Source organism: Pseudomonas sp. NY15374, from assembly GCF_048068255.1.
Lineage (GTDB): Bacteria > Pseudomonadota > Gammaproteobacteria > Pseudomonadales > Pseudomonadaceae > Aquipseudomonas > Aquipseudomonas machongensis.
On the sequence record NZ_JBLUPZ010000008.1, the window covers coordinates 158762 to 181597 of the forward strand.

The 22836-nt window shown below is 64.8% G+C and carries 19 protein-coding genes and 1 pseudogene; 14 read left to right on the top strand and 6 right to left on the bottom strand.

The features are described from left to right. The first annotated feature begins 15 nt into the window (after positions 1-15). From ACNFHO_RS17905 to ACNFHO_RS17920, 4 genes are all read left to right on the top strand, one after another. Positions 16-1005: a LysR family transcriptional regulator gene (locus tag ACNFHO_RS17905; RefSeq protein ID WP_054891300.1), complete on the top strand. Its 990-nt coding sequence runs from the start codon at positions 16-18 to the stop codon at positions 1003-1005. Continuing rightward, positions 992-2407: an aspartate ammonia-lyase gene (locus tag ACNFHO_RS17910; RefSeq protein WP_416766982.1), complete on the top strand. Its 1416-nt coding sequence runs from the start codon at positions 992-994 to the stop codon at positions 2405-2407. Before ACNFHO_RS17905 ends, ACNFHO_RS17910 begins: the two co-directional genes overlap by 14 nt. A gap of 397 nt (positions 2408-2804) precedes the next feature. Further along, a complete protein-coding gene (locus tag ACNFHO_RS17915) occupies positions 2805-4913 on the top strand; it encodes a TonB-dependent receptor family protein (protein WP_416766983.1) in 2109 nt (702 codons plus the stop codon). A 16-nt stretch (positions 4914-4929) separates the two neighbouring features. Beyond that, complete coding sequence (locus tag ACNFHO_RS17920; protein ID WP_372822713.1) at positions 4930-6264, top strand: LLM class flavin-dependent oxidoreductase; 1335 nt, start codon at positions 4930-4932, stop codon at positions 6262-6264. Between the two features lie 67 nt (positions 6265-6331). Here the strand turns inward: ACNFHO_RS17920 and ACNFHO_RS17925 are convergent, their stop codons facing one another. Further along, complete coding sequence (locus tag ACNFHO_RS17925; protein WP_054891304.1) at positions 6332-7267, bottom strand: LysR substrate-binding domain-containing protein; 936 nt, start codon at positions 7265-7267, stop codon at positions 6332-6334. Between the two features lie 146 nt (positions 7268-7413). On the opposite strand from ACNFHO_RS17925, the gene ACNFHO_RS17930 reads away from it, so the two are divergent. The 4 genes and pseudogenes from ACNFHO_RS17930 to ACNFHO_RS17945 all read left to right on the top strand — a co-directional run. Then, positions 7414-8790 carry an L-serine ammonia-lyase gene (locus ACNFHO_RS17930; RefSeq protein ID WP_323454235.1) on the top strand — a complete coding sequence of 459 codons (1377 nt, stop codon included), beginning with the start codon at positions 7414-7416 and terminating at the stop codon, positions 8788-8790. 107 nt (positions 8791-8897) lie between these two features. Beyond that, a complete protein-coding gene (locus ACNFHO_RS17935; protein ID WP_063544815.1) occupies positions 8898-10205 on the top strand; it encodes a serine/threonine transporter in 1308 nt (435 codons plus the stop codon). A gap of 127 nt (positions 10206-10332) precedes the next feature. Beyond that, on the top strand, positions 10333-11214 hold the full coding sequence (locus ACNFHO_RS17940; protein WP_416766984.1) for an alpha/beta fold hydrolase: 882 nt from the start codon (positions 10333-10335) through the stop codon (positions 11212-11214). Between the two features lie 8 nt (positions 11215-11222). Continuing rightward, positions 11223-11498 (top strand): annotated as a pseudogene (locus tag ACNFHO_RS17945) (C4-dicarboxylate transporter DctA); the annotation flags it as partial. An 11-nt stretch (positions 11499-11509) separates the two neighbouring features. Here the strand turns inward: ACNFHO_RS17945 and ACNFHO_RS17950 are convergent. The 4 genes from ACNFHO_RS17950 to ACNFHO_RS17965 form a co-directional block, all read right to left on the bottom strand. Further along, complete coding sequence (locus tag ACNFHO_RS17950; RefSeq protein ID WP_063544818.1) at positions 11510-12187, bottom strand: DUF3313 domain-containing protein; 678 nt, start codon at positions 12185-12187, stop codon at positions 11510-11512. 145 nt (positions 12188-12332) lie between these two features. Continuing rightward, on the bottom strand, positions 12333-13628 hold the full coding sequence (locus tag ACNFHO_RS17955; protein ID WP_125929816.1) for an NAD(P)/FAD-dependent oxidoreductase: 1296 nt from the start codon (positions 13626-13628) through the stop codon (positions 12333-12335). A 14-nt stretch (positions 13629-13642) separates the two neighbouring features. Next, a complete protein-coding gene (locus ACNFHO_RS17960) occupies positions 13643-14731 on the bottom strand; it encodes a polyamine ABC transporter substrate-binding protein (protein WP_416766985.1) in 1089 nt (362 codons plus the stop codon). 105 nt (positions 14732-14836) lie between these two features. Then, positions 14837-16195 carry a glutamine synthetase family protein gene (locus ACNFHO_RS17965; protein ID WP_054891312.1) on the bottom strand — a complete coding sequence of 453 codons (1359 nt, stop codon included), beginning with the start codon at positions 16193-16195 and terminating at the stop codon, positions 14837-14839. Between the two features lie 199 nt (positions 16196-16394). Between ACNFHO_RS17965 and ACNFHO_RS17970 the strand changes: the two genes are divergently transcribed. Further along, the gene (locus ACNFHO_RS17970; protein ID WP_414155417.1) at positions 16395-17294 is read left to right on the top strand and encodes a helix-turn-helix domain-containing protein; all 900 of its coding nucleotides are present in this window, start codon (positions 16395-16397) and stop codon (positions 17292-17294) included. Positions 17295-17319: 25 nt separating this feature from the next. Here ACNFHO_RS17970 and ACNFHO_RS17975 read toward each other — a convergent pair whose 3' ends face one another. Next, a complete protein-coding gene (locus ACNFHO_RS17975; protein WP_416766986.1) occupies positions 17320-18075 on the bottom strand; it encodes a PIG-L deacetylase family protein in 756 nt (251 codons plus the stop codon). A gap of 323 nt (positions 18076-18398) precedes the next feature. Here ACNFHO_RS17975 and mdcA point away from each other — a divergent pair, with 323 nt between their 5' ends. Genes mdcA through mdcE form a run of 5 tightly spaced genes read left to right on the top strand, consistent with a single transcriptional unit; the run spans position 18399 to position 22835 of the window. Then, the gene (mdcA, locus tag ACNFHO_RS17980; protein WP_153773566.1) at positions 18399-20060 is read left to right on the top strand and encodes a malonate decarboxylase subunit alpha; all 1662 of its coding nucleotides are present in this window, start codon (positions 18399-18401) and stop codon (positions 20058-20060) included. After that, entirely contained in the window at positions 20060-20905 is an 846-nt protein-coding gene (locus ACNFHO_RS17985; protein WP_416766987.1) for a triphosphoribosyl-dephospho-CoA synthase, read from the top strand. Before mdcA ends, ACNFHO_RS17985 begins: the two co-directional genes overlap by 1 nt. Position 20906: 1 nt before the next feature. Then, on the top strand, positions 20907-21206 hold the full coding sequence (locus ACNFHO_RS17990) for a malonate decarboxylase subunit delta (protein ID WP_054891317.1): 300 nt from the start codon (positions 20907-20909) through the stop codon (positions 21204-21206). Continuing rightward, positions 21199-22044, top strand: a complete 846-nt coding sequence (locus ACNFHO_RS17995; RefSeq protein ID WP_416766988.1) for a biotin-independent malonate decarboxylase subunit beta — start codon at positions 21199-21201, stop codon at positions 22042-22044. The genes ACNFHO_RS17990 and ACNFHO_RS17995 overlap by 8 nt, the downstream gene beginning before the upstream one ends. Continuing rightward, a complete protein-coding gene (gene mdcE / locus ACNFHO_RS18000; protein ID WP_151924748.1) occupies positions 22044-22835 on the top strand; it encodes a biotin-independent malonate decarboxylase subunit gamma in 792 nt (263 codons plus the stop codon). The genes ACNFHO_RS17995 and mdcE overlap by 1 nt, the downstream gene beginning before the upstream one ends. Position 22836: the final 1 nt, after the last annotated feature.

Sequence of the window (22836 nt, forward strand, 5' to 3'; positions counted from 1 at the left end):
CACGGGAGCTTGAGCATGCCTGGCAACAGACTCATCGACATGTACGCGGTCCAGGTGTTCATCGCTGTGGCCGAGGAGGGCAGCATGTCCGGTGCCGCGAGTCGCATGGGCATCTCCCAATCCGGGGTATCGCAGCTGGTACGCCAGCTGGAGGACGATCTTGGCGTGGTGCTGGTGGACCGCACCACGCGGCCGCTGACCCTGACTACGTTCGGCCTGGCCCTGCGCAACCGAGGCGCGCTGCTCAGCGAGGAGCTGTCCAACCTCAAGGCGCAGGTGCTCGATGCCGGGCGCGGGGTCAAACCCGACCTGCGCATTGGCCTGGTCGACTCCTTCGCCGCTACCTGTGGCTCGATGTTCACCCGGCAGATGCTTGGCCAGGTCACGCAGTTGTCGGTGCGTACCGGCCTCAGCCCGCAGCAGGGCGAGTCGTTGCTGCGCCGCGACCTGGACCTGATCGTCACCAGCGATCCGCTGATGGATGCCAACGACGTCATCCGCTATCGCTTGTTCACCGAGCGCTATTTCGTGATTACGCCCAAGGCGCTGGGGCGAGCGCTGCACAGCCTCGACGATGTGCGGGCGCTGGCCAATGTGCTGCCGGTGGTGCGTTTCAATCGCCTGTCGCAGGTCGGCCTGCAGATCGAGCGGCACCTGCGCGGCCTCAATGTGCGGGTGCCCAACCGCCTGGAACTGGACAACGCCGACGCCCTGACCGCGATGGTCGCCGAAGGCATCGGCTGGGCGGTGACCAGCCCGATGTGCTTTCTGCAGGCCATGCCCTGGGTCGACAACGTCACCGCGCACCTGACCCCTGAGCTGAGCCTGGAGCGCTCGCTCTACCTGGTGGCGCGGCGCAACGAATACGGCGCCTTCTTCGCAGATGCCTGCGAGTCGGCGCGTGCTGTCATCCTCGATGGCTTCCTGCCGCGCCTGGCGGCGCTGGGCAAGGGCGTCGAGGCATTAGTCAAATTCGATGAGGGAAATACCCGTGAGTACTTTTGATCGCCTCGATGCACGCGTCGAGCAGGATTATGTGGGCGAAGTGCGGATTGCTGCCGACAAGCTCTATGGCGTGAATTCGCTGCGCGGCTTCGACAACCTGAGCGTGTCGCCGCTGAGCATCGCCCATTACCCGGCCTTTCGCGATGCCTTTGCCCAGTGCAAGTGGGCCGCAGCGCTGGCCAACCATGAATGCGGGGTGATCGCCCAGGCCCAGGCCGACGCCATTGCCCAAGCCTGCCAGGCGGTGATCGCCGGTGCATGTGACGACTCGCTGATCGTCGATCTGCTGGAAGGCTCAGGCGGCACCTCGACCAACATGAACTTCAACGAAGTCATCGCCAACCGCGCCCAACAGTTCCTCGGCCATGCGCCAGGCAGCTACGAGGTGGTGCACCCCAATGACCACGTCAACATCTCGCAGTCCACCAACGACGTGTACCCGGCGGCGTTGAAGATCGCCACCCACGCCATGCTTGCCGGGCTGATCGAGCAGGTGCGCTTGCTGGCCCAGGTGTTCGATGCCAAGGCGCTGCAGTTCGCCGATATCCTTCACTTGGGCCGCACCTGCCTGCAGGACGCCCAGCCCATGCGCCTGGGGCAGCTGTTCGGAGGTTACGCTGCGCTGACTCACCGCCTGGCCGACGAACTGGTCGCCGTGCGTGAAAAGCTGCACACACTGCCTTTGGGCGGCACCGCCATCGGCACCGGTTTCGGCGCGCCGAAGGCTTACCGCGCGGCAGTGTACCGGCATCTGGTGACGATCACCGGTGTCGCCTACCAGGCGCCAGCCAACCCCTTCGATGCGATGCAGAACATGGATGTGTTCGGCCGCGTATCTGGCGAGCTGCGTACCTGCGCCACCTCGCTGGCGAAGATCGCCGCCGACCTGACCAAGCTGTCGTCGGGGCCGGTGGGCGGCATGGGCGAGCTCAAGCTGCCCGAAGCCCAGGCCGGCTCCTCGATCATGCCCGGCAAGGTCAATCCGGTGCTGCCGATGGCGATGATCCAGCTGAGCTTCGCGATCATTGGCAACGATGTCGCAGTGGCTCAGGCGGTGCAGTACGGCGAGCTCGAGATCAACCATTTCGAGCCGGTGGTGGCCTCGAGAGTGTTCGACAGCATCACCTTGCTCACTCAGGGCATCCAGCGTTTTCGTGAGAAGTGCGTGGCCGGCATCCAGGCTGACGAAGCCCGCAACCTGGCGCATTTGACCGATTCGATGGCGGTGGCGACGGCCCTGGTGCCGCGCCTGGGTTATGCCCAGGTCAGCAAGCTGGCGCGTCAGTCGGTGCGTGAAGGGCGCTCGCTGCTGGCGATCCTGGCCGAGTCCGGTGTGATGACCGAGGCGCAGGCCATGGCAGCGATCGAGCACGCGTCGTATCCGGTGTTCGAGCAGCGTTGATTGATGAACCCGCCCCTGCAGACAGTTCACCACCTGCTGCAGGGGCGGCGGTTTGGCGCCTCGACTGCCCGCGAAAGCGCCGGAACGCCCAATACAGCGCGCGAAGGATTGAACGTTGTGTGTTCCCAGAGAACTTCTGTTGACCGGTTGTTGAGTTTCGAACAGCGGTCGTTATATCGAAATACCCGAATCACAGCTGAAGTTCCTGGTGTGGCCTTGAACTGTTGTTTATTGAACAGTGGGTTGCACAAATAGCCTGTCCTCCAACACGTGAATCGCTGAAATAGTGTATTCAGTGCCTTGGCACAACAACTGCAATAACCCCATTTGAATGCCCGACCGTACTTCGTGAATAACAGCGAAACACGGCCTTATATATAAATGGGGAGTATCAGTAGTGCGTGCGAAAGTTCGATTTTCCACTCAGCCGCGTTTCAGTCTGGTGACCGCCGCCAGCCTGCCGTTGTTACTGGCTGCTTTCAGCCCGGCAACGCTGGCCGCCGAGGAATCCACCTTGGGCACGGTGACGGTCACCGGCGCCGCGGCAACCGGCGCCCAGCAGGACCAGAAGCGCCTGCAGAAGGTTGCTGGCAATACGACGGTGGTCGACAACCGCAAAGTCGAGCAGGGCCGTGCGGCCAACGCCGAGGACGTACTGGCGCTGCAGCCCGGTGTGTTCGCCCAGGGCACCAGCGGCACGGCTGCGAACAAGATCTCGATCCGCGGCTCGGGGCTCAACACCTTCTACCAAGGCTATGTACTGGGCACCAAGTTTCTCTTCGACGGCCTGCCGATCACCGGCCCCGGTGGCACCCAGGAAGACTTCCTCGACATGCAGGCGGTGGATCACACCGAGGTGCTCTACGGCGCCAACGCTTACGAGTACGGCGCGTTGGCACTGGGCGGGGCGATCAACATGGTCAGCAAGACCGGCCGTACCGACCCTGGCAACTATGCACGCTTCGAGGTCGGCAGCTATGGCTACCGCAAGCAGCAGCTGAGCACGGGCGGTGTGGTGGGCGACAGCGACTACTACATCAACGTGCTGCACAACGAGCGCGACGGTTACCAGGATCACGCCAGTAACGAAGGTCGCGGCATAGCCGCCAACTTCGGCCACGTATTCAGCCCCAAGCTGCAGACCCGCATGTTCTTCAAGTACCGCGAAGAGCAGTTGATCAACGGCAACACCCTGACCCGCGCACAGCTCAAGCATGACCCGCGCAGCAACCTGGTGCCCACTGGGCGGCGCAAGGACGGCACCACTTTCATCGGCAACAAGACCACCTACACCTTCGACGATGGCGCCAGGCTCGAAGTCGGCGCGTCGTACAACAACTACCCGCTGCTCAATGGCTGGCGCTATGCCCTGGCGCCGCAGGATTGGCGCTCGAAGGATATCAACCTGACCCTGCGCTACCTGCGTACCGGCGACACCTTCCTCGGCCTGCCCAGTGACAGCAGCGTGATCTTCAGCAACACCCGCGCCTACCTGGCCGATGTCAAGGCGCACAGCCGCGCCACCGGGCTCAAGACCCAGGAAACCAACTACACCGGCTCGCGCGATACCGTGCTGACACTGGCCAACGAGCTGCAACTGGCCGATGACCTGTGGTTGTCGTCGGGGCTGTCGTTCGTCAACATCCGTCGCAAGGGCGAGATCGAGGCGAGTACCCTGAACGCGGCCAACCCCAGCAACTTCCCCACCCGCGTCGAATACGTCGAGAACGACCTGGCGCCGCGGCTGGGACTGCGCTACCAGATCAATCCCGAATTCCAGCTGTTCAGCAACGTCAGCCGCAGCATCGACCCGCCGGTGACCTGGCAATTGGGCAGCACCAGCAATCCTTTCCTCTACGATGTCCGGCCGCAGAAGGCCACGACCTTCGAGGTGGGGGTACGCGGCAGCCATGGGATCTTCGATGGCAGCCTGACCCTGTACCGCTCCTGGGTGCAGAAAGAGCTGTTGACCGTGGTCGCGCAACAGGCAACCGCCACCCAGGACCAGCTCACGGCCACCTCCAATGCCAGCCCGACCCTTCATCAAGGCATCGAAGCGGGGCTCAATGCCTTGCTCTGGACCGGTGCCAACGGCGACACCCTCGACCTGCGCCAGGCCTACACCCTCAACGACTTCAAGTACCGCCACGACGAACGCTTCGGCGACAACCAACTGCCCGGCCTGCCGCGTCAGGTCTACCAGGCCGAGCTCGCCTATCGCCAGGCCAGCGGGTTCTATGCCTCGCTCAACCTGCGTGCCGCGTCCAGCTACTACATCGACTACGCCAACACCTGGCAGACGCCCTCGTACCTGCTGTGGGGCGCCAAGTTCGGCTACCAGGCGCCTAGCCGCAAGTGGGAAGTGTTCGCCGATCTGCGCAACCTCACCAACCAGCGCTATGCCAGCGCCACCAACACCGCCTATGACGCAGGCGGGCGCGACTCTGCGAACTTCTACCCAGGGGATGCGTTCAACGTGACCACTGGCGTTGCCTTCCGATTCTGAGTGCGGGGAGAGCCTCATGAGCACAGATCAAGCGCAGATGAGCCTGGGCATGAACATCCTCGGGTTCGGCGCCCATGCTGCGGCCTGGCGCCAGGGCGAGGCGGCCATCGACGCGTATGTCGATGTCGCCTACTACCGTGATATCGCCCGGCTTTCGGAAAAGGGCTGCCTGGATGCGATCTTTCTCGCTGATGGCCCGGCACTGCCCGGCGATGTCGCCAGCCAGCCGGGCGGGCGGCTGGAGCCGACCCTGCTGCTGACCGCCGTGGCCGCTGCCACCGAGCGCATTGGGGTGATCGCCACCTGTTCGAGCACCTACAACGAACCGTTCAACCTGGCCCGGCGCATCGCCTCGCTGGACCACATCAGTGGTGGGCGCGCCGCATGGAACGTGGTCACCAACGCCGGCGACGCGGCCGCGCAGAATTTCGGCCTGGCGGGTGCGCCGCTGCATGTCGATCGCTATGGCCGCGCCGAGGAATTTCTCGAGGTGACGCTCAAGCTGTGGGACAGCTGGGAAGAGGATGCAGTGATCGGGGACCGGGCAGGGGGGCGCTTCGCCGACCCGGACAAGGTCCATACCGTCGACTTCAAGGGCCGGCACTTTCAGGTCAAGGGTCCGCTGAACCTTCCGCGCTCGCCCCAGGGGCGTCCGGTCCTGGTCCAGGCCGGTTCTTCCGAAGGCGGCAAGGCGCTGGGGTCGCGCTATGCCGATGCGATCTTCACCACCCAGACCACCTTGCCTGACGGGCAGGCCTTCTACCGGGAGATGAAAGCCCGCGCCAAGGCCTGGGGGCGAGACCCGAGGCACCTGAAGATCATGCCCGGCCTGTCGACGGTGATCGGCAGCACCGAGGCTGAGGCCCATGCGCGTTTCGACGAGCTCAACGCCTGGCATGGCGAGCATGGCCTGTTGCAGCAAGTGGCCGGACGCATCGGTATCGATGCGCGCGAGCTGGACCCGGATGCGCCCTTGCCCTGGGCCAGGATCGGCCCGGTGGCTGCGTTCGAGCAGGGTTCCCATGGCTTTCTCGAGGCGCAACTGAACCTGGCCCGGCGCGAAAACCTGACCATTCGCCAGTTGTCGCGACGCATCCTGGTAGGCCATCGGCTGGCGGTCGGTACGCCCGAGCAAGTCGCCGACACCCTGGCCGAGTGGTTCCTGGCGGGGGCGGGAGATGGCTTCAACATCATGCCTGACATGTTTCCTTCAGGCGCGCGGGTGTTCGTCGAGGAAGTGGTGCCGTTGCTGCAGCGGCGCGGGTTGTTTCGGCGCGAATACCAGGGCAGCACGCTGCGCGAGCACCTTGGCCTGCCCAAGGCGGTGAACCAGTACGCGCTGCGCAGGTGATTCCCGATAAAGGGGAGTGGCGGTGGGGAAGCGCGCCCCACTGCGACGCTTGTGAACCTCCAAGGTACTACATCAGCGGATGCAGGGCCCGGAAGGTCTGCGCTTCCTCCACCAGCCAATCGTGCACCGCGCGGGCGCCGGGTTGGGTCAGGCCGCCTGGCGGGTAGAGCAACACATAGCGTTTGTGATTGGGGATCGACACCCCGAAAGGCACGATCAGGGTGCCGCGTTCCAGTTCATCGTTGAGCAAGGTACGGCGCGCAATCGCGACGCCGATACCAGCAATCGCCGCCTCGATGGTCAGGTGATTGCGGTTGAAGGTGTGGCCGCGGCGCACGTTCAGGCCACCCGCGCCGATGCCCTCCAGGTAGAACTCCCACTCTGCGTATTCCGAACTGCCGCGCCAGGCCGTGATGTCGTGCAGCAGCGGATAGTGGACCAGATCGGCCGGCCCGTGCAGCGGCGGGCGACCGCGTAGCAGGGCGGGAGAGCAGACCGGAAAGATCTGCTCGTCCAGCAGCGGCGTCGAGAGCATTCCGGGGTAGCTGCCGTCATTGAGGTCGATCGCCAGATCGAAGTCGCCGTCATGCAGGGCCTGCTTGCTGTCTTCGGCCACCAGGCGCAGCTCGATGTCCGGGTAGCGCTGCTGGAAGCGTGGCAGGCGCGGGGTCAGCCATTTGGCGAGGAACGAAGGGATCGAGCGCAGGCGCAAGGTGCCGCGAATTTCACCCGCGTCCAGGCGCAGCAATTCGGCTTCGATGCTGCCATAGGCCTCGGCGACAGTCTGCGCCAGGCGCTGCCCCTCGGCGGTCAGCTCCACACCACGGGCGCGGCGCAGGAACAGGGCGAAGCCCAGGCGCTCTTCAAGCTGGCGCATCTGCTGGCTGACCGCCCCGGGGGTGATGTGCAGTTCTTCGGCACAGCGGGTAAACGACAGATGCCGCGCCGCACAGGAGAACACATGCAGCCAGACGAATACCTGGCCGTTGAGTTGCCCTTTCATTGTTTAGTCCTGCTAAAGGCTTGCTTAGGAATTTTCGTTGGTCATGGTCAGGCGAGCGCGGCAGTATCGCGCAAATTCGCAATACCCATCAATTTTTCCGGAGGACCGCGCAGCGGCAAACAACGTCGCAGCGGTCAGGCATTAGCATGGCTATCAGTGTTTTCGACCTCTTCAAGATCGGCATCGGGCCGTCCAGCTCCCACACCGTGGGGCCCATGCGTGCCGCCGCCACCTTTGCCCAACGGCTGCGCGAACATGGCCTGCTGGCCCAGGTGCAGCGGGTGGAGGTGCGCCTGTATGGCTCGCTGTCGGCCACCGGCATCGGTCACGCCACCGACCGCGCCTGCCTGCTGGGCCTGATGGGCGAGTGGCCGGACCGCATCGACCCGCACAGCATCGAGCCGCGCATCGACCAGTTGATGCAGGAGCAGTGCTTGATGCTCGATGGCTCGCATCCGGTGGCGTTCCAGTACAGCCGCGACATGCGCCTGCTCGACGAGAGCCTGGACTACCACCCCAACGCCATGAGCCTGGAAGCACTGGGCGGGCAGGGCAGCCTGCTGACCCAGACCTACTACTCCGTTGGCGGCGGCTTCATCATCGAGCAGGCCGAAATCGATGCGCCGGCCAGTGCCGACGTGCACGTCGAGCTGCCGTACGAGTTTTCCTCAGGCGCCGAGCTGCTGGCGCTGTGCAAGACCCATGGCTTGACCGTTGGCCAGTTGATGATGGCCAACGAGCGCGCCTGGCGCAGCGAACACGAGATCCGCAGCGGCCTGCTGAGCATCTGGGCCGCCATGCGCGAATGCGTCGATAACGGCCTGCGTAATGAAGGCATCCTGCCGGGTGGGCTCAAGGTCAAGCGCCGCGCTGCGCGCCTGCACCGCAGCTTGCAGGAGTTGGGCAAGCCCAACGTGATCGGCTCGACCCTGAGCGCGATGGAGTGGGTCAACCTGTTCGCGCTGGCGGTCAACGAAGAAAACGCCGCTGGCGGGCGCATGGTCACGGCACCGACCAATGGCGCGGCCGGCATCATCCCGGCGGTGCTGCACTACTACATGAAGTTCAACCCCGCGGCCTGCGACGACGACGTGGTGGCGTTCCTGCTGGCCGCTGCGGCGGTCGGCATCCTGTGCAAGAAAAACGCATCGATCTCCGGCGCCGAAGTGGGTTGCCAGGGTGAGGTCGGTTCGGCCTGCTCGATGGCTGCTGCAGGCCTTGCCGAAGTGCTCGGCGCCACCCCGCCGCAACTGGAAAACGCCGCTGAAATCGCCCTGGAGCACAACCTCGGCCTGACCTGCGATCCGGTCGGCGGTCTGGTCCAGGTGCCGTGCATCGAGCGCAACGCCATCGCCGCCGTGAAGGCGATCAATGCCGTGCAGATGGCCTTGCGGGGTGATGGCGAGCATTTCATCTCCCTCGACCGGGTGATCCGCACCATGCGCGACACCGGCGCGGACATGCACGCCAACTACAAGGAAACCTCGCGCGGCGGCCTGGCCGTTGCCTTTGTCGAGTGCTGAGTTCGCTGGTTCAAACCCGCTCCTGTAGGCGTTCGACTCAACAAGCCTGAACCCATTTGCAACACCCGCTGCACCGAGCAACAAAAACAACTACAAAGGCGAAACCCATGACTGATGTACACAACACCACGACCGTTCGTGCGGATTCGGCTGCGCCGGCTTCGACCACAGCCACGCGCAGCTGGAACCGCCACGACACCACCTGGGCCCTGGGCCTGTACGGCACTGCCATCGGTGCCGGTACCCTGTTCCTGCCGATCAACGCCGGGGTAGGGGGCTTCTGGCCGCTGCTGATCCTCGCGCTGCTGGCCTTCCCGATGACCTTCTATGCGCACCGTGCGCTGACCCGCTTCGTGCTTTCCGGGCGCCGTGGCGGCAACGAAGACATCACCGAGGTGGTCGAGGAGCATTTCGGCGTGGGTGCCGGCAAGCTCATCACCTTGCTCTACTTCCTGGCGATCTTCCCCATCCTGCTGGTCTACAGCGTGGCCCTGACCAATACCCTGACCAGCTTCCTCGAGCACCAACTGCATGTGACCGCGCCGCCGCGTGCGCTGTTGTCGCTGCTGTTGATCGCCGGTCTGATGGTGGTGGTGCGTTGCGGCCAGCAGATCATCGTCAAGGTCATGAGCGTGCTGGTCTATCCCTTCGTCGCCTCGCTCCTGCTGCTGGCCCTGAGCCTGATCCCCAACTGGAACGGTGCCTTCTTCGCCCAGGCCAGCGAAGGCCTGAGCACCTCCAAGCTGCTGCTGACCCTGTGGCTGGCGATCCCGGTGATGGTGTTCTCGTTCAACCACTCGCCGATCATCTCGGCCTTCGCCGTTGACCAGAAGCATCGCTACGGCGCCGACGCCGACCGCAAGAGCGGCCGTACCCTGGCCACCGCCCACGTGATGATGGTGCTGACGGTGATGTTCTTCTGCTTCAGTTGCGTACTGGCCCTGAGCCCTGCCGACCTGGCAGCGGCCAAGGTGCAGAACATCTCGATCCTGTCGTACCTGGCCAACCACTTCCAGACGCCGGTCATCGCCTTCGTCGCCCCCCTGATTGCTCTGGTGGCGATCACCAAGTCGTTCCTGGGTCATTACATCGGTGCCAGCGAAGGCTTCCAGGGCATGATCGTCAAGAGCCTGCGCAGCCGCGGTAAAAGCTGGTCGGCCAAGCGCCTGGAGCGGGTGACCGCGCTGTTCATGGTGCTGGGCTGCTGGATCGTGGCGACCCTCAATCCGAGCATCCTCGGACTGATCGAAAGCCTCGGTGGCCCAGTGCTGGCGTGCCTGCTGTTCCTGATGCCGATGTATGCCGTGCGCAAGGTGCCTTCGCTGCGCAAGTACTCGGGCGCGCTGTCGAACGTGTTCGTCGTGCTGGTGGGGTTGATCACCTTGTCTGCGATCTTCTACGGCTTCTTTGCCTGAGGCCATGCTTCACGATTCGTGTTGCTTCGCTCTGCATTTGTGTTCTTGATGCCTTCGGTGCCGCAGCTATGCTCGGCACCTGAAGGGTCGCCTTGCGACCTGAGTGCACACGAACGGAGTGATTGGCATGTTCCAGGATTTCAAGAAAGCCTTCCAGCACGTCGAAGGTATCGAGATCGCCTACCGTATCGGCGGCAAGGGGCCGGCGTTGCTGCTGTTGCACGGCCACCCGCAGACCCATGTGATCTGGCACAAGGTGGCCGAGAAGCTGGCCGAGCAGTTCACTGTGGTCGCTGCCGACCTGCGCGGTTACGGCGATTCGGCCAAGCCTGAGGCCGACGACCGGCATGAGGCGTATTCCAAGCGCCGCATGGCCGCAGATATGGTCGGGCTCATGCATGCCCTGGGGTTCGAGCAATTCGCCCTGATGGCCCACGACCGCGGCGCGCGGGTCGCGCACCGCCTGGCGCTCGACCATCCCCAGCGCCTGTCCCGCCTGGTGCTGCTGGACATCGCGCCAACCCTGACAATGTATCGCCAGACCAACGAAGCCTTCGCCCGTGCCTACTGGCACTGGTTCTTCCTCATTCGCCCGGCGCCACTGCCTGAAACCCTCATCGAAGCCAACCCGGAAGGTTACCTGCGCAGCGTCATGGGCGGACGCAGTGCCGGCCTTGCGCCGTTCACCGACGAGGCGTTCGCCGAGTACCGTCGTTGCCTGTCGCTACCGGGCGCAGCGCGTGGCGTGTGCGAAGACTATCGGGCGGCTGCAGGCATTGACCTGGAGCATGACCAGGCCGATCTCGATGCCGGGAACACGGTCAGGACCCCGCTGCTGGTGATGTGGGGTCGTGACGGCGTCATCGGCAAGTGCTTCGAACCGCTCAAGGAATGGCGCGCCTGTGCCGAGGACGTGCGCGGCAGCGAGTTGCCCTGTGGTCACTACATTCCTGAAGAAGCCCCGCAAGCCTTGCTCGAGCACGCCCTGCCGTTCCTGCTGCACGCCTGATACGGGCTGTCGGCGCGGGTTTCGTTGCGCTGGTCGCAAGCCTTGCGGTAGTGCCGAGCGTACCGGTCGCGGCAATGGTGCTGATCCTTGGCGGCGACCGCTTCATGGCCGAATACCGATCTCTGACCAACATCATCGGCAATGCGGTCGCGACCCTGACTGTTGCAGCCTGGGAGGGCGAACTCGACAGGGACCGGCTGGCGGTGATCAGCCGCAGCCCGGGCGCGGTTGCCAGCGCCCAGACCACGACTGAAACCTCGGGCATGCCTGCGGCGAAAGACTGATCCGACGCCGTTTACTGGCCCTTCTTGCGCAGTTCCACGACGCTACGGCGCATGTCGCTGGCCCAGCCATCGAGCACCGGCTTGACGTTCTCCAGCTTGAGCTGCGCGGTATCGTTCTCCAGCGCCTCGCCGGTGCCCTTGCGCACCACCTGGGCCAGCACCTTCTGGTTGGCGCCGTCGAGGAAGGCCGCCTCCACGGCGATGTCCACTTCCTGGTCACGACCACCGGCCGCAGTGTTCACCGCTGCGGCCACCAGGGCGATGGGCACCACTTCATAGGGCTTGAGCCCCTCGGTCTTGGTTGACACCGCGGTGATCGCCGGGCGTACCACGATCGTTCCCGGGCCAGGAGCGCTGACCACCGTCAGCACGCTGCCCAGTTCCCGGCGCATGGCGTCGTCGAAGTAGCGGGTGATCGCTTGCAGGGTCTGCGCCGAGATCACCGCTGTGGGTTGTGGTCTGGGGTAGAACTGGCTGGGCTCGATATAGACCTGTCGATACTGGCTGGCCTTGATCCCGGGGTCGATCCAGCGCATTACCGGTGCCCCGGAAATACTTTCCGCCGGCTTGAGCCGGCTGTAGTCCTTGAGAAACCCGGAATACTGGCTCGGATCGACGCGGTTGCTGGAACAGGCGGCCAGGGCAAGCACGGCAGCGCACAGCAGGGTGGCGCGAGGCAGCGGTTTCATGATGGGTAGCGTCCATTGAGGGGGAGGCCAGATCAACGCTAGCAGTTGCTTGGCGATTGGCCAGTTTGCAGGTGGTTTGGTGTGCGCCCTTGGTTCTGTGATGTGAATTCCCACATGAAATCAGGGCCTGCAAACCATCCTTCAATCACCCCAGCACCTCCCTCACGCGATACCACAACATCCCCAGGGCCAGCAGCGGCGAGCGCAGGGCCTTGCCGCCGGGGAAGGTCAGGTGCGGTACGGCACTGAAGATATCCAGGCCCTGGCTGTGGCCGACGGCGATGGCCTCGGCCAGCAGCTTGGCGGTCCAGTGGGTCACGTTCAGGCCATGCCCGGAGTAACCCTGGGCGTAATACACGTTCGGATGCTGGCTCAGGCGGCCGACCTGGGGGAACCGGTTGGCGGTGATGCCGATCATGCCGCCCCACTGGAAGTCGATGCGCACATCGGCCAGTTGCGGGAACACCTTCAGCACTTTCGGGCGCATGTAGGCGGCGATGTCCTTCGGGTCGCGACCGGAGTAGTGGCAGGCGCCACCGAACAGCAGGCGGCGGTCGGCGGTGAGGCGGTAGTAGTCAAGGCCGACTTTCTGGTCACACAGCGCCATGTTCTGCGGAATCAGGCTGCGCGCCAGAGCCTCGGGCAACGGTTCGGTCGCCACCACGTAGCTGCCGGCGGGCAGCACCTTGCCGGTCAAGCGCGGCTCCAGCTCGTCCAGGTGCGCATTGCACCCCAGCACCAGGCTCTTGGCCCGTACCTTGCCGCGTGCGCAGTGCAGGGTGACGGTGGGCCCGTGTTCGATGCGTTGCACAGCGCTCTGCTCGAAGATTCGCACGCCAAGGCTGCTGGCGGCGCGGGCCTCGCCCTGTACCAGGTCCAGTGGGTGCAGGTGGCCGGAGCCCATGTCCACCAGGCCGCCGGCGTACTGGTCGCTGGCGACGATGTCGTGGATGCGCGCTGGGGCGACCAGCCGGGTTTCATGGCGATAGCCCAGTTCGGCCAGGTCCTGCAGTTCGTCGTTGAACGCCGCGAACTGCGCCGGGGTGTTGGCCAGCTCGCAGAAGCCCCAGCGCAGGTCGCACTCGATGCCGTATTGCTCGATGCGCCTGGCCACCAGCTCGACCGAGTCCAGCCCTGCCTGCTTGAGGTAACGCACGCCGTCCTGGCCCACGTAGCGAGCAAAGCCCGAGACGTCATGGCCGATACCGCGGATCAGTTGCCCGCCATTGCGCCCACTGGCGCCCCAGCCGATGCGGCGGGCCTCCAGCAGAATCACCGACAGGCCACGCTCGGCCAGCTCCAGCGCGGTGTTGACGCCGGTCAGGCCGCCGCCGACCACGCACACGTCGGCGCTCAACTCGCCTTCGAGTTCGGGGTAGGGCGCCGTGGCACGGGCCGTGGCGGCGTAGTAGGAGGTGGTGTGTTCGGTTTGATGAGGCATCGGAAACACTCGAATCAGCGGTTGGACTTGATCTTGCTCCAGGAGCGGGTCATCACCCGCATGATCTGCGGGCTGGGGGTGCTGGAGACGTAGAGCTTGTCCAGAACCTCCTGGGACGGATAGATCTCGGGATTCTCCACCAGCGACTTGTCCATGAACGCCTTGGCATCAGGGTTGGCATTGGCATAGCCGACCGTGGCGCTGACCTTGGCGATCACTTTCGGGTCGAGCAGGTAGTTGATGAAGGCCAGGGCCTGGTCTGGATTGCTGGCGTCTTTCGGGATGGCCAGCAGGTCGAACCACAGGTTGCTGCCTTCCTTGGGAATGCTGTAGGCGATTTTCACGCCGTTCTTGGCTTCCACGGCGCGGTTGGCCGCCTGGAACACGTCGCCGGAGTAGCCGAAGGCCACGCACACGTCACCGTTGGCCAGGTCCGAGACGTACTTGGAGGAGTGGAAGTAGGTGATGTACGGGCGCAGCTCCATCAGCCGTGCTTCGGCCTTGGCGTAGTCTTTCGGGTCTTCGCTGCGTGGGTTCATGCCCAGGTAGTTGAGCATGGCCGGGAACAGCTCGTCAGGCGAGTCCATGAAGGCCACGCCGCATTGCTTGAGTTTCTTCAGGTTCTCCGGCTCGAACAGCACGGCCCAGGAGTCGACCTTGTCGATGCCCAGCGCGGCCTTGACCTTCTCGACGTTGTAGCCGATGCCATTGGTACCCCACAGGTACGGCACAGCGTATTTGTTGCCCGGATCGTTCTGCTCCAGTTGCTTGAGCAGTTTCGGGTCCAGGTGCTGCCAGTTCGGCAACTTGCTGCGATCCAGTGGCAGGAACGCGCCGGCCTTGGCCTGGCGGGCGAGGAAGTGGTTCGAGGGCACCACCACATCGTAGCCGGTGCGGCCGGCGAGCAGCTTGCCCTCGAGGGTTTCGTTGGAGTCGAAGACGTCATAGACCACCTTGATCCCGGTACTGGTCTGGAAGTCGGCCAGGGTGGTCTCGCCAATGTAGTCGGTCCAGTTGTACACGCTGACCGTGGGCTCGGCCTGGGCGGCCGCGCCGAACATCAGGGCGAAGGCTGCGGGAATCAGGGTTTGCAAATGACGCATGTCGGCACCTCGTTGGACTTGTTCTTCGGGTTCGAAACGGAAGCAGGGGCAGCGCGTTGCCTGTGGGAGCGGATCGACCCGCTCCCACAGAAACCCTCCATGGGGTCACACGCTCAGCAGCAGGAACTCGCGCTCCCAGGAGCTGATCACCCGCTTGAAGTTTTCATGCTCGGCGCGTTTGACCGCGACGTAGCCCTGGACGAACTGGCGCCCCAGGTAGTCTTCCAGGACCTTGCAGTCTTCCATGTGCTGCAGCGCATCCTCGATGGTGATCGGCAGACGCAGGTTGCGGCGCTCGTAGGCGCGGCCCTGTACAGGCGCGCTCGGCTCGATCTTCTCGATCATGCCCAGGTAACCGCACAGCAGGCTCGCGGCGATCGCCAGGTAAGGGTTGGCATCGGCACCCGGCAGGCGGTTCTCCACGCGCATCGCCTCGGGGCTGGAGGTCGGCACGCGCAGGCCGGCGGTGCGGTTTTCCTCGCCCCATTCCACGTTCACCGGCGCCGAGGTGTCCGGCAGGAAGCGGCGGAACGAGTTGACGTTCGGCGCGAACATCGGCAGTACCTTGGGGATGTACTTCTGCAGGCCACCGATGTGGTGCAGGAACAGCTCGCTCATGCTGCCGTCTTCATTGGCGAACACCGGCTTGCCGGTGGCGATGTCGACCACGCTCTGGTGCAGGTGCATGGCACTGCCCGGCTCGTCGGTGATCGGCTTGGCCATGAAGGTGGCGGTGACATTGTGCTTGAGCGCCGCCTCGCGCATGGTGCGCTTGAATACGGTGATCTGGTCGGCCAGGTCCAGGGCGTCGCCGTGACGGAAGTTGATCTCCATCTGCGCCGGGCCGTCTTCGTGGATCAGCGTGTCCAGGTCAAGGCACTGGATTTCGCACCAGTCGTAGACGTCCTCGAACAGCGGGTCGAATTCGTTCGCGGCATCGATGGAGAACGACTGCCGGCCGCTCTCGGCACGGCCCGAACGGCCCAATGGCGCCTGCAGCGGCAGGTCCGGGTCTTCGCAGCGCTGGGTGAGGTAGAACTCCATTTCGGGCGCAACGATCGGCTGCCAGCCCTTGTCGGCGTAGAGCTTGAGGACTTTCTTCAGGACGTTGCGCGGCGACAGCTCGATGGGGTTGCCGTGCTTGTCGAAGGTGTCATGGATGACGATGGCGGTCGGTTCGATCGCCCAAGGGATCTGGTACACCGCTGCCGGGTCAGGGCGGCAGATCATGTCGATGTCCGCCGGATCGAGCAGGCCGTAGTAGATGTCGTCATCGACGAAGTCGCCGGTGACGGTCTGCAGCAGCACACTCTCGGGCAGGCGCATGCCACGCTCGTTGAGGAACTTGTTGGTCGGGGCGATCTTGCCGCGGGCAATGCCGGTCAGGTCACTGACCACGCATTCGACTTCGGTGATCCGGTGTTCTTTCAGCCAGGCGGACAGCTGATCGAAGGGGGCGTTCATACAGACCTCTTGGTTAGGTTTTGGTGGTGGGCATGCGCAGCGCGTGAAGGCCGTCGACCTCCAGGAGGTATTACAAACCTTTTCACGGCGCCACTTCCCACAGGTCACGCTGAGGACTATCTTGGGCGCTGCCCCTCGGGGTGATCTATCCGTTTTCTCCGTCAATCAATGCACCAAAAGAGTGCATATAGGACGTCGCGTGAATACGCAAACCGCCTTGCAGGTCCAGGCTTTCAACACCACCGATGTCACCGAGCAGGTGCGTGCCACCCCTGGCTGGCAGCAGCAGTACCGGCAGATGTCACCCGGGCATTTCAGCGGCCAGCTGCGCTGCCTGGGGCTCGATGGCGTCGAGGTGTACGAAGAGCGCCTGAATACTCGAGTCGAGCAGTTCTTCCGCGCCCCGAGCGGCTCGCTGACCTTTTGCTTCGACCAGGTCGAGAACAGCCTGTACCTGCTCAATGAACAAAGCCGCAACATCTGGATAACCCCGGAAAACTACCAGGAAGTGGCGGTGGTGTTCGACCAGCCGTTCCTGCAGCGGCACGGCCTGGATCTGGAGCGTTTGCAGGGGCTGTTCATGGTGCCGCTGGGCAGCGGCCAGAATGCGCTGTTCGGCAGCTGGCTGAGCGCGACCCTGACGCGTCTGGCGCAGGCTGACTGCCCACTCGAAGGGCAGGCCTTGGCCGAGCAACTGCTCGATGACTGCCTGTTCATCCTCGACAACGCCTGCCAGCGCCTGCAAGGCCAGGCACTGGGCAAGCGCGGTGAAGAGCGGGCGATCATGCAGCGGGTCAGCGAATGGGCGGCGGACTGCCCGGAAGAGACGCTCAATCTCATGGAGCTGGCGCAGGTGGCCGGGGTGTCGTTGCGTCAATTGCAGGAGGCCTTCAAGGCCTTTACCGGCATGCCCCCGGCGCATTGGTTGCGTCTGCGCCGACTCAACGGTGCGCGCCGCGACCTGCTGCGCCGCGCCAGCGAGGTGACGGTAGCGGAAGTGGCGATGCGTTGGTCATTCTGGCACCTGGGGCGGTTTTCCGAGAGCTATCGCCAGTTGTTTCGCGAATTGCCGAGCGAGACGCTCAAGCGCGGGCGCTGAAGGGGCATCTGCGAGGGGTTGGCTGTCAGATGAAGACCAGTTCAAAAGGCTGCAGCAGGCATTCCAGCAGCTGTTGCGGCACCACGGGCGGCGTGTCCGCATCCGCCTCCATCTGACTGACATGGGCAGCGATGGCCTGGCGCTTGCGCGCGAGGCTCGCTTCGTCGAGCTGGATACGACGCGCGCGTTGCCAAGGTAGCCGAGGATCGTCCGGCGTCGACCAGCGCCACGCCCATATCGGCGCTTCGGCCAGCGTTGCCCCGCGCGCCTGGGCGGCCTGTGCGCAGGCACGGCCCACCGCGTCATGGTCGCAATGACCGTCGTGGCGCCAGGGACACATCAACAGATCGCCGGGTTGCAGTAACTGGTTCAGGTAATTGACCAGGAAGGCCTCGTCCCGGGGCAAGGCGCCGTCCTTGAGGTTAAGCCGTCGCCAATCCAGATCGCCGACCCGCAGATCGAGCTGCTGCAAGGCATGGCGGCTCTCCAGTGGGCGCTGGTGGCGCAGGCGTCGTTCAGTCCATTGTGCCGAGCCTGGGTGGCTGCCTTCGCCGTCGGTGGCAGAGATGAGCACGAGGTCCTGCTCGCGGCCATGGAAGTCACTCAGTAATCCGCCCGCCATGAGCACCTCGTCATCCGGATGCGGCGCTACCAACACCAGGCGCCGACCCGGCGGGCACAGTTGCTCGGGGGTAATCCAGGCGGCCCGGGCCAAGTGCGCGGATTTCTGCCATTCGTTCCAAGGGGTGCCCGCGTCAGCCTGGATCATGTGCTCGTTCATCGTTGCCAAGCTCCTGCTGTCAGTCGAACTCAAACCAATCCTGGCGCTGGAAATGCTGCGGCGGCTTGGTCGTGGCGGGTTTCGGGACGACTCCCGGGTCTCTGAAGAATTGAGGGAGTAGGTGAGGGGAGAGTTCAAAAAAGCTGGCGAGGACGGGGGGGGGGATTTAGCCGCGAACAAGACATTGCTGCGAAAGACAACGGCCCAAGTCCTTACGTTAAAAACATTACGCTCACCGTAACGATCGACCACCGTGCTTGATTGATGCCTCCCACCCCCCAGGCCTAAGGTGACCCCACGACAGCGAACCCGTGGAGTCACCAATGACCACAACGAAGAATCCACCGCCGCAATGGTCGAGAAGGCGCGCCGAAAAGCAGCGCCGTCTCGAGCGGGTGAGTCACCTCGCCGATGGCGTGGTGCTGCCCACCGAGCGGATCGTCGAGGCCCTCGAACTGCTGATCGCCCCGGGTGATCGAGTGGTGCTCGAAGGCAACAACCAGAAGCAGGCTGACTTTCTTTCGCGCTCGCTGGCCAAGGCCGACCCTGGCCGTCTCCACGACCTGCACCTGATCATGCCCAGCGTCAGCCGCGCCGAGCACCTGGACCTGTTCGAACGCGGCATCGCGCGCAAGCTCGACTTCTCCTTCGCCGGCCCCCAGAGCCAGCGCATCGGCCAGTTGCTCGAAGACGGTCTGCTCGAAGTCGGCGCCATCCACACCTACATCGAGCTCTACTCGCGCCTGCTGGTGGACCTGATCCCCAACGTCACGCTGGTCGCAGGCTTCACTGCCGACCGCGATGGCAACCTCTACACCGGCCCGAGCACCGAGGACACCCCGGCGCTGGTCGAGCCCACGGCATTCAGCGATGGCATCGTCATCGCCCAGGTCAACCAGTTGGTTGACCGTGTCGACGACCTGCCCAGGGTGGACATTCCTGCCTCGTGGATCGACTTCGTGGTAGTCGCCGACCAGCCGTTCTACATCGAACCGTTGTTCACCCGCGACCCGCGCCATATCAAGCCGGTGCATGTGCTGATGGCGATGATGGCGATCCGCGGCATCTATGAAAAACACCAGGTGCAGTCGCTCAACCACGGCATCGGCTTCAATACCGCCGCCATCGAGCTGATCCTGCCGACCTACGGCGAGTCGCTGGGGCTCAAGGGCAAGATCTGCCGCAACTGGACCCTCAACCCTCACCCGACGCTGATCCCGGCCATCGAGACCGGCTGGGTACAGAGCGTGCACTGCTTCGGCACCGAGCTGGGCATGGAAGACTACATCGCCCAGCGCCCGGACGTGTTCTTCACCGGGCGCGACGGTTCGATGCGCTCCAACCGGCTGATGTGCCAGCTGGCAGGGCAGTACGCGGTGGACCTGTTCATCGGCGCCACCTTGCAGGTCGATGGCGACGGGCATTCTTCGACGGTCACCCGTGGCCGCCTGGCCGGTTTCGGCGGGGCACCGAACATGGGCCACGACCCACGCGGGCGACGCCACGCGACACCGGCCTGGCTGGACATGACCGTGCCCGAAACCCTGCTCGAGCGCGGGCGCAAGCTGGTGGTGCAGATGGTCGAGACTTACCAGGAGGGCGGTAAACCGACCTTCGTCGAAACCCTGGATGCGGTCGAGGTGGCGAAGAAGGCCGGCATGCCGCTGGCACCCGTGATGATCTACGGCGATGACGTCACCCACCTGCTCACCGAAGAGGGCATCGCCTACCTGTACAAGGCGCGCAGCCTGCAGGAACGCCAGCAGATGATCGCGGCGGTGGCCGGGGTCACCGCCATTGGCCTGCGCCATGACCCCAAGGATACCGAGCGCCTGCGCCGCGAAGGGTTGGTGGCCTTGCCCGAAGACCTGGGCATCCGCCGTACCGACGCCACCCGTGAGTTGCTCGCCGCACGCAGTATCGCCGACCTCGTGGAGTGGTCCGGTGGCCTGTATAACCCGCCCGCACGCTTCAGGAGCTGGTGATGAAAGCACTTTGCCTACAGCCCCTGGCCTTGCCCGACCAATTGGCGGACCTGGCCGTCGAAGCCCTGATCGATGAGGCCGACCTCTCGCCCAAGCCTGGGCTGGTGGACCGGCGCGGCAGCGGCGCCCATGGCGACATGAACCTGGCCTTGATGCACGCCTCGGCGCTGTCGCTGTGGCCGTGCCTGCGGCAGATGGCCGAAGCGGCGCAACGCCATGGCGAGATCGCTGCGCCGCTGCGCGCCGAGCTGGGACGCCTTGGGCGCGAAGGCGAGGCGACAATGCTCGCCACCACGGCCGGGGTGAATACCCACCGTGGTGCTATCTGGGCGCTGGGGCTGCTGGTTGCGGCGCGGGCGCTGAGCCCCCTGAGCAGCGACCCGCATACCCTTGCCGCCCGTGCCGGGCGCCTTGCGCTGATCGATGATCCGGCCGCCCCCGCACAGGACAGCCACGGCACCCAGGTGCGCCGCCGCTATGGCGCGGGTGGTGCGCGCGAGCAGGCCCAGCAAGGCTTTCCGGCGATCACCGGTCACGCTCTGCCGCAACTCTGGCGCAGCCGCGCCGCTGGCGCCAGCGAGACCCATGCACGCCTGGACGCGCTGCTGGCGATCATGGCTTCGCTGAGCGACACCTGCGTGCTCTGGCGTGCCGGTCAGCAAGGCCTGGATGCCCTGCAGCAAGGGGCCCGTGCGGTGCTCGATGCAGGCGGCAGCGCGAGTTTGGCGGGTCGCCGCCAACTGCGCGCCCTGGATGCGCGCCTGCTGCAACTCAATGCCTCTCCAGGCGGTGCTGCCGATCTGCTGGCCGCCTGCCTGTTCCTCGACAAAGCCGGGAGCCTGTGACATGGAAACCCTGAACTTTCAATTCCCCGCTGCGCAACCGGGCCGTGGCCGCGCCCTGGTCGGCTGCGTCAGCTCCGGCGACCTGGAGGTGCTGATCGAGCCCGGCCAGGCCGGCAGCCTCGATATCCAGGTCGTGACCTCGGTCAACGGCAGCCAGGCACGCTGGAGCCAGTTGTTCCAGCGCCTGTTCGACGGCCGCAGCTTGCCCGCGCTGAAGATCGACATCCATGATTTCGGCGCCACGCCCGGCGTGGTGCGCCTGCGCCTGGAACAAGGCTTCGAGGAGATCGGCCATGACTGATAGCGAACGCTTGTTGCACAGCCGCAGTTTCGTCGAACTGGGGGCCCGCCAGCGTGCCAGGGCTTTGCTCGATGCGGGCAGTTTCCGCGAACTGCTTGGCCCCTTCGACCGCCTGATGTCGCCCTGGCTGCCACGCCAAGGCATCGTGCCGCAGGCCGATGACGGCGTGGTCATCGCCAAGGGCACGCTCGACGGCCGTCCCGCCGTGGTCGCAGCCATCGAAGGCGGGTTCCAGGGCGGCAGCATGGGCGAGGTGGGGGGCGCGAAGATCGCCGGCGCCTTGGAACTGGCCGCCGAAGACAACCGTAACGGCATCCCCACCTGCGCCGTGCTGTTGCTGGAGACCGGGGGCGTGCGCCTGCAGGAGGCCAACCTGGGCCTGGCGGCGATTGCCGAGATCCAGGCCGCGATCGTCGAACTGCGTGCCTACCAACCGGTCATCGGCGTGATCGCAGGCTCAGTCGGCTGCTTCGGCGGCATGTCCATTGCCGCCGGGCTGTGCAGCCATCTGCTGGTAACCCGCGAAGCACGCCTGGGCCTCAATGGCCCACAGGTGATCGAGCAGGAAGCGGGGATCGGTGAGTACGACTCGCGTGACCGGCCTTTCATCTGGAGCCTTACCGGTGGCGAGCAGCGCCACGCCAGCGGCTTGGCGGACGGCTACGTCGCCGATGACGTCGAGGCTGTTCGCAGCCAGTTGCTGGCGTTGCTGGACGCACCTTCTGCGCAGCGTGCCAGCCGCCATCAGTGGTTTCTCGAGCGCCTGGCGCAACTGGGTGATGACTGCCCGCAACTCGATGCCGCCGCCGTGCGTGCCCTGTATCAAGGAGATGCCTGATGAACCGTGCCCAGAACTGGTTGCAGGGCCTTGCCAGCGGCGAGTCGCTGCCAGGCTTCCCCGCCTCGGTGCAGGTGGTCGATGGCGAGCTGGACAATCGCCTGGCGCGCTTTATCGCCGTGGTGCCCGATGCGCGCAATCCCTTTGTACGCGCCCGTAGCGGCGAGGTTGGCCTGCTTGAAGGCTGGGGCCTGGCCAAGGCGGTCGCCGAGGCGGTAGAGGCCGACCGCGACAGTGAGAAACGCGTGCTGGTTGCGCTGATCGATGTACCCAGCCAGGCCTACGGGCGGCGTGAGGAAGCGCTGGGCATCCACCAGGCCCTGGCCGGTGCGGTGGAAGCGTATGCCCAGGCGCGCCTGGCCGGGCATCCGGTGATCGGGCTGCTGGTGGGCAAGGCGATGTCCGGGGCGTTTCTTGCCCACGGCTACCAGGCGCAGCGCCTGATCGCGCTGGATGACAGTGGCGTCATGGTGCATGCGATGGGCAAGGCGGCAGCGGCGCGGATCACCCTGCGCAGTGTCGAGGACCTGGAAGCCTTGGCCGCCGAAGTGCCGCCGATGGCCTACGACCTGAAAAGCTACGCCTCACTGGGGCTGCTGCACACGCGTCTTGCCGTGGATAACGCGCAGGCGCCGACCGCCCGGGATTTGGTACAGGTCCGTGCCAGTCTGATCGATGCCGTGCGCGACATTGGCGATACCACCGACCTGCGTAGTCGCCTGAACGGCGAGCATCGCAGCGCCTCCCGCGAGGTGCGTCAGCGCCTGCGCAGCCAATGGCAGGAGGCCTGAG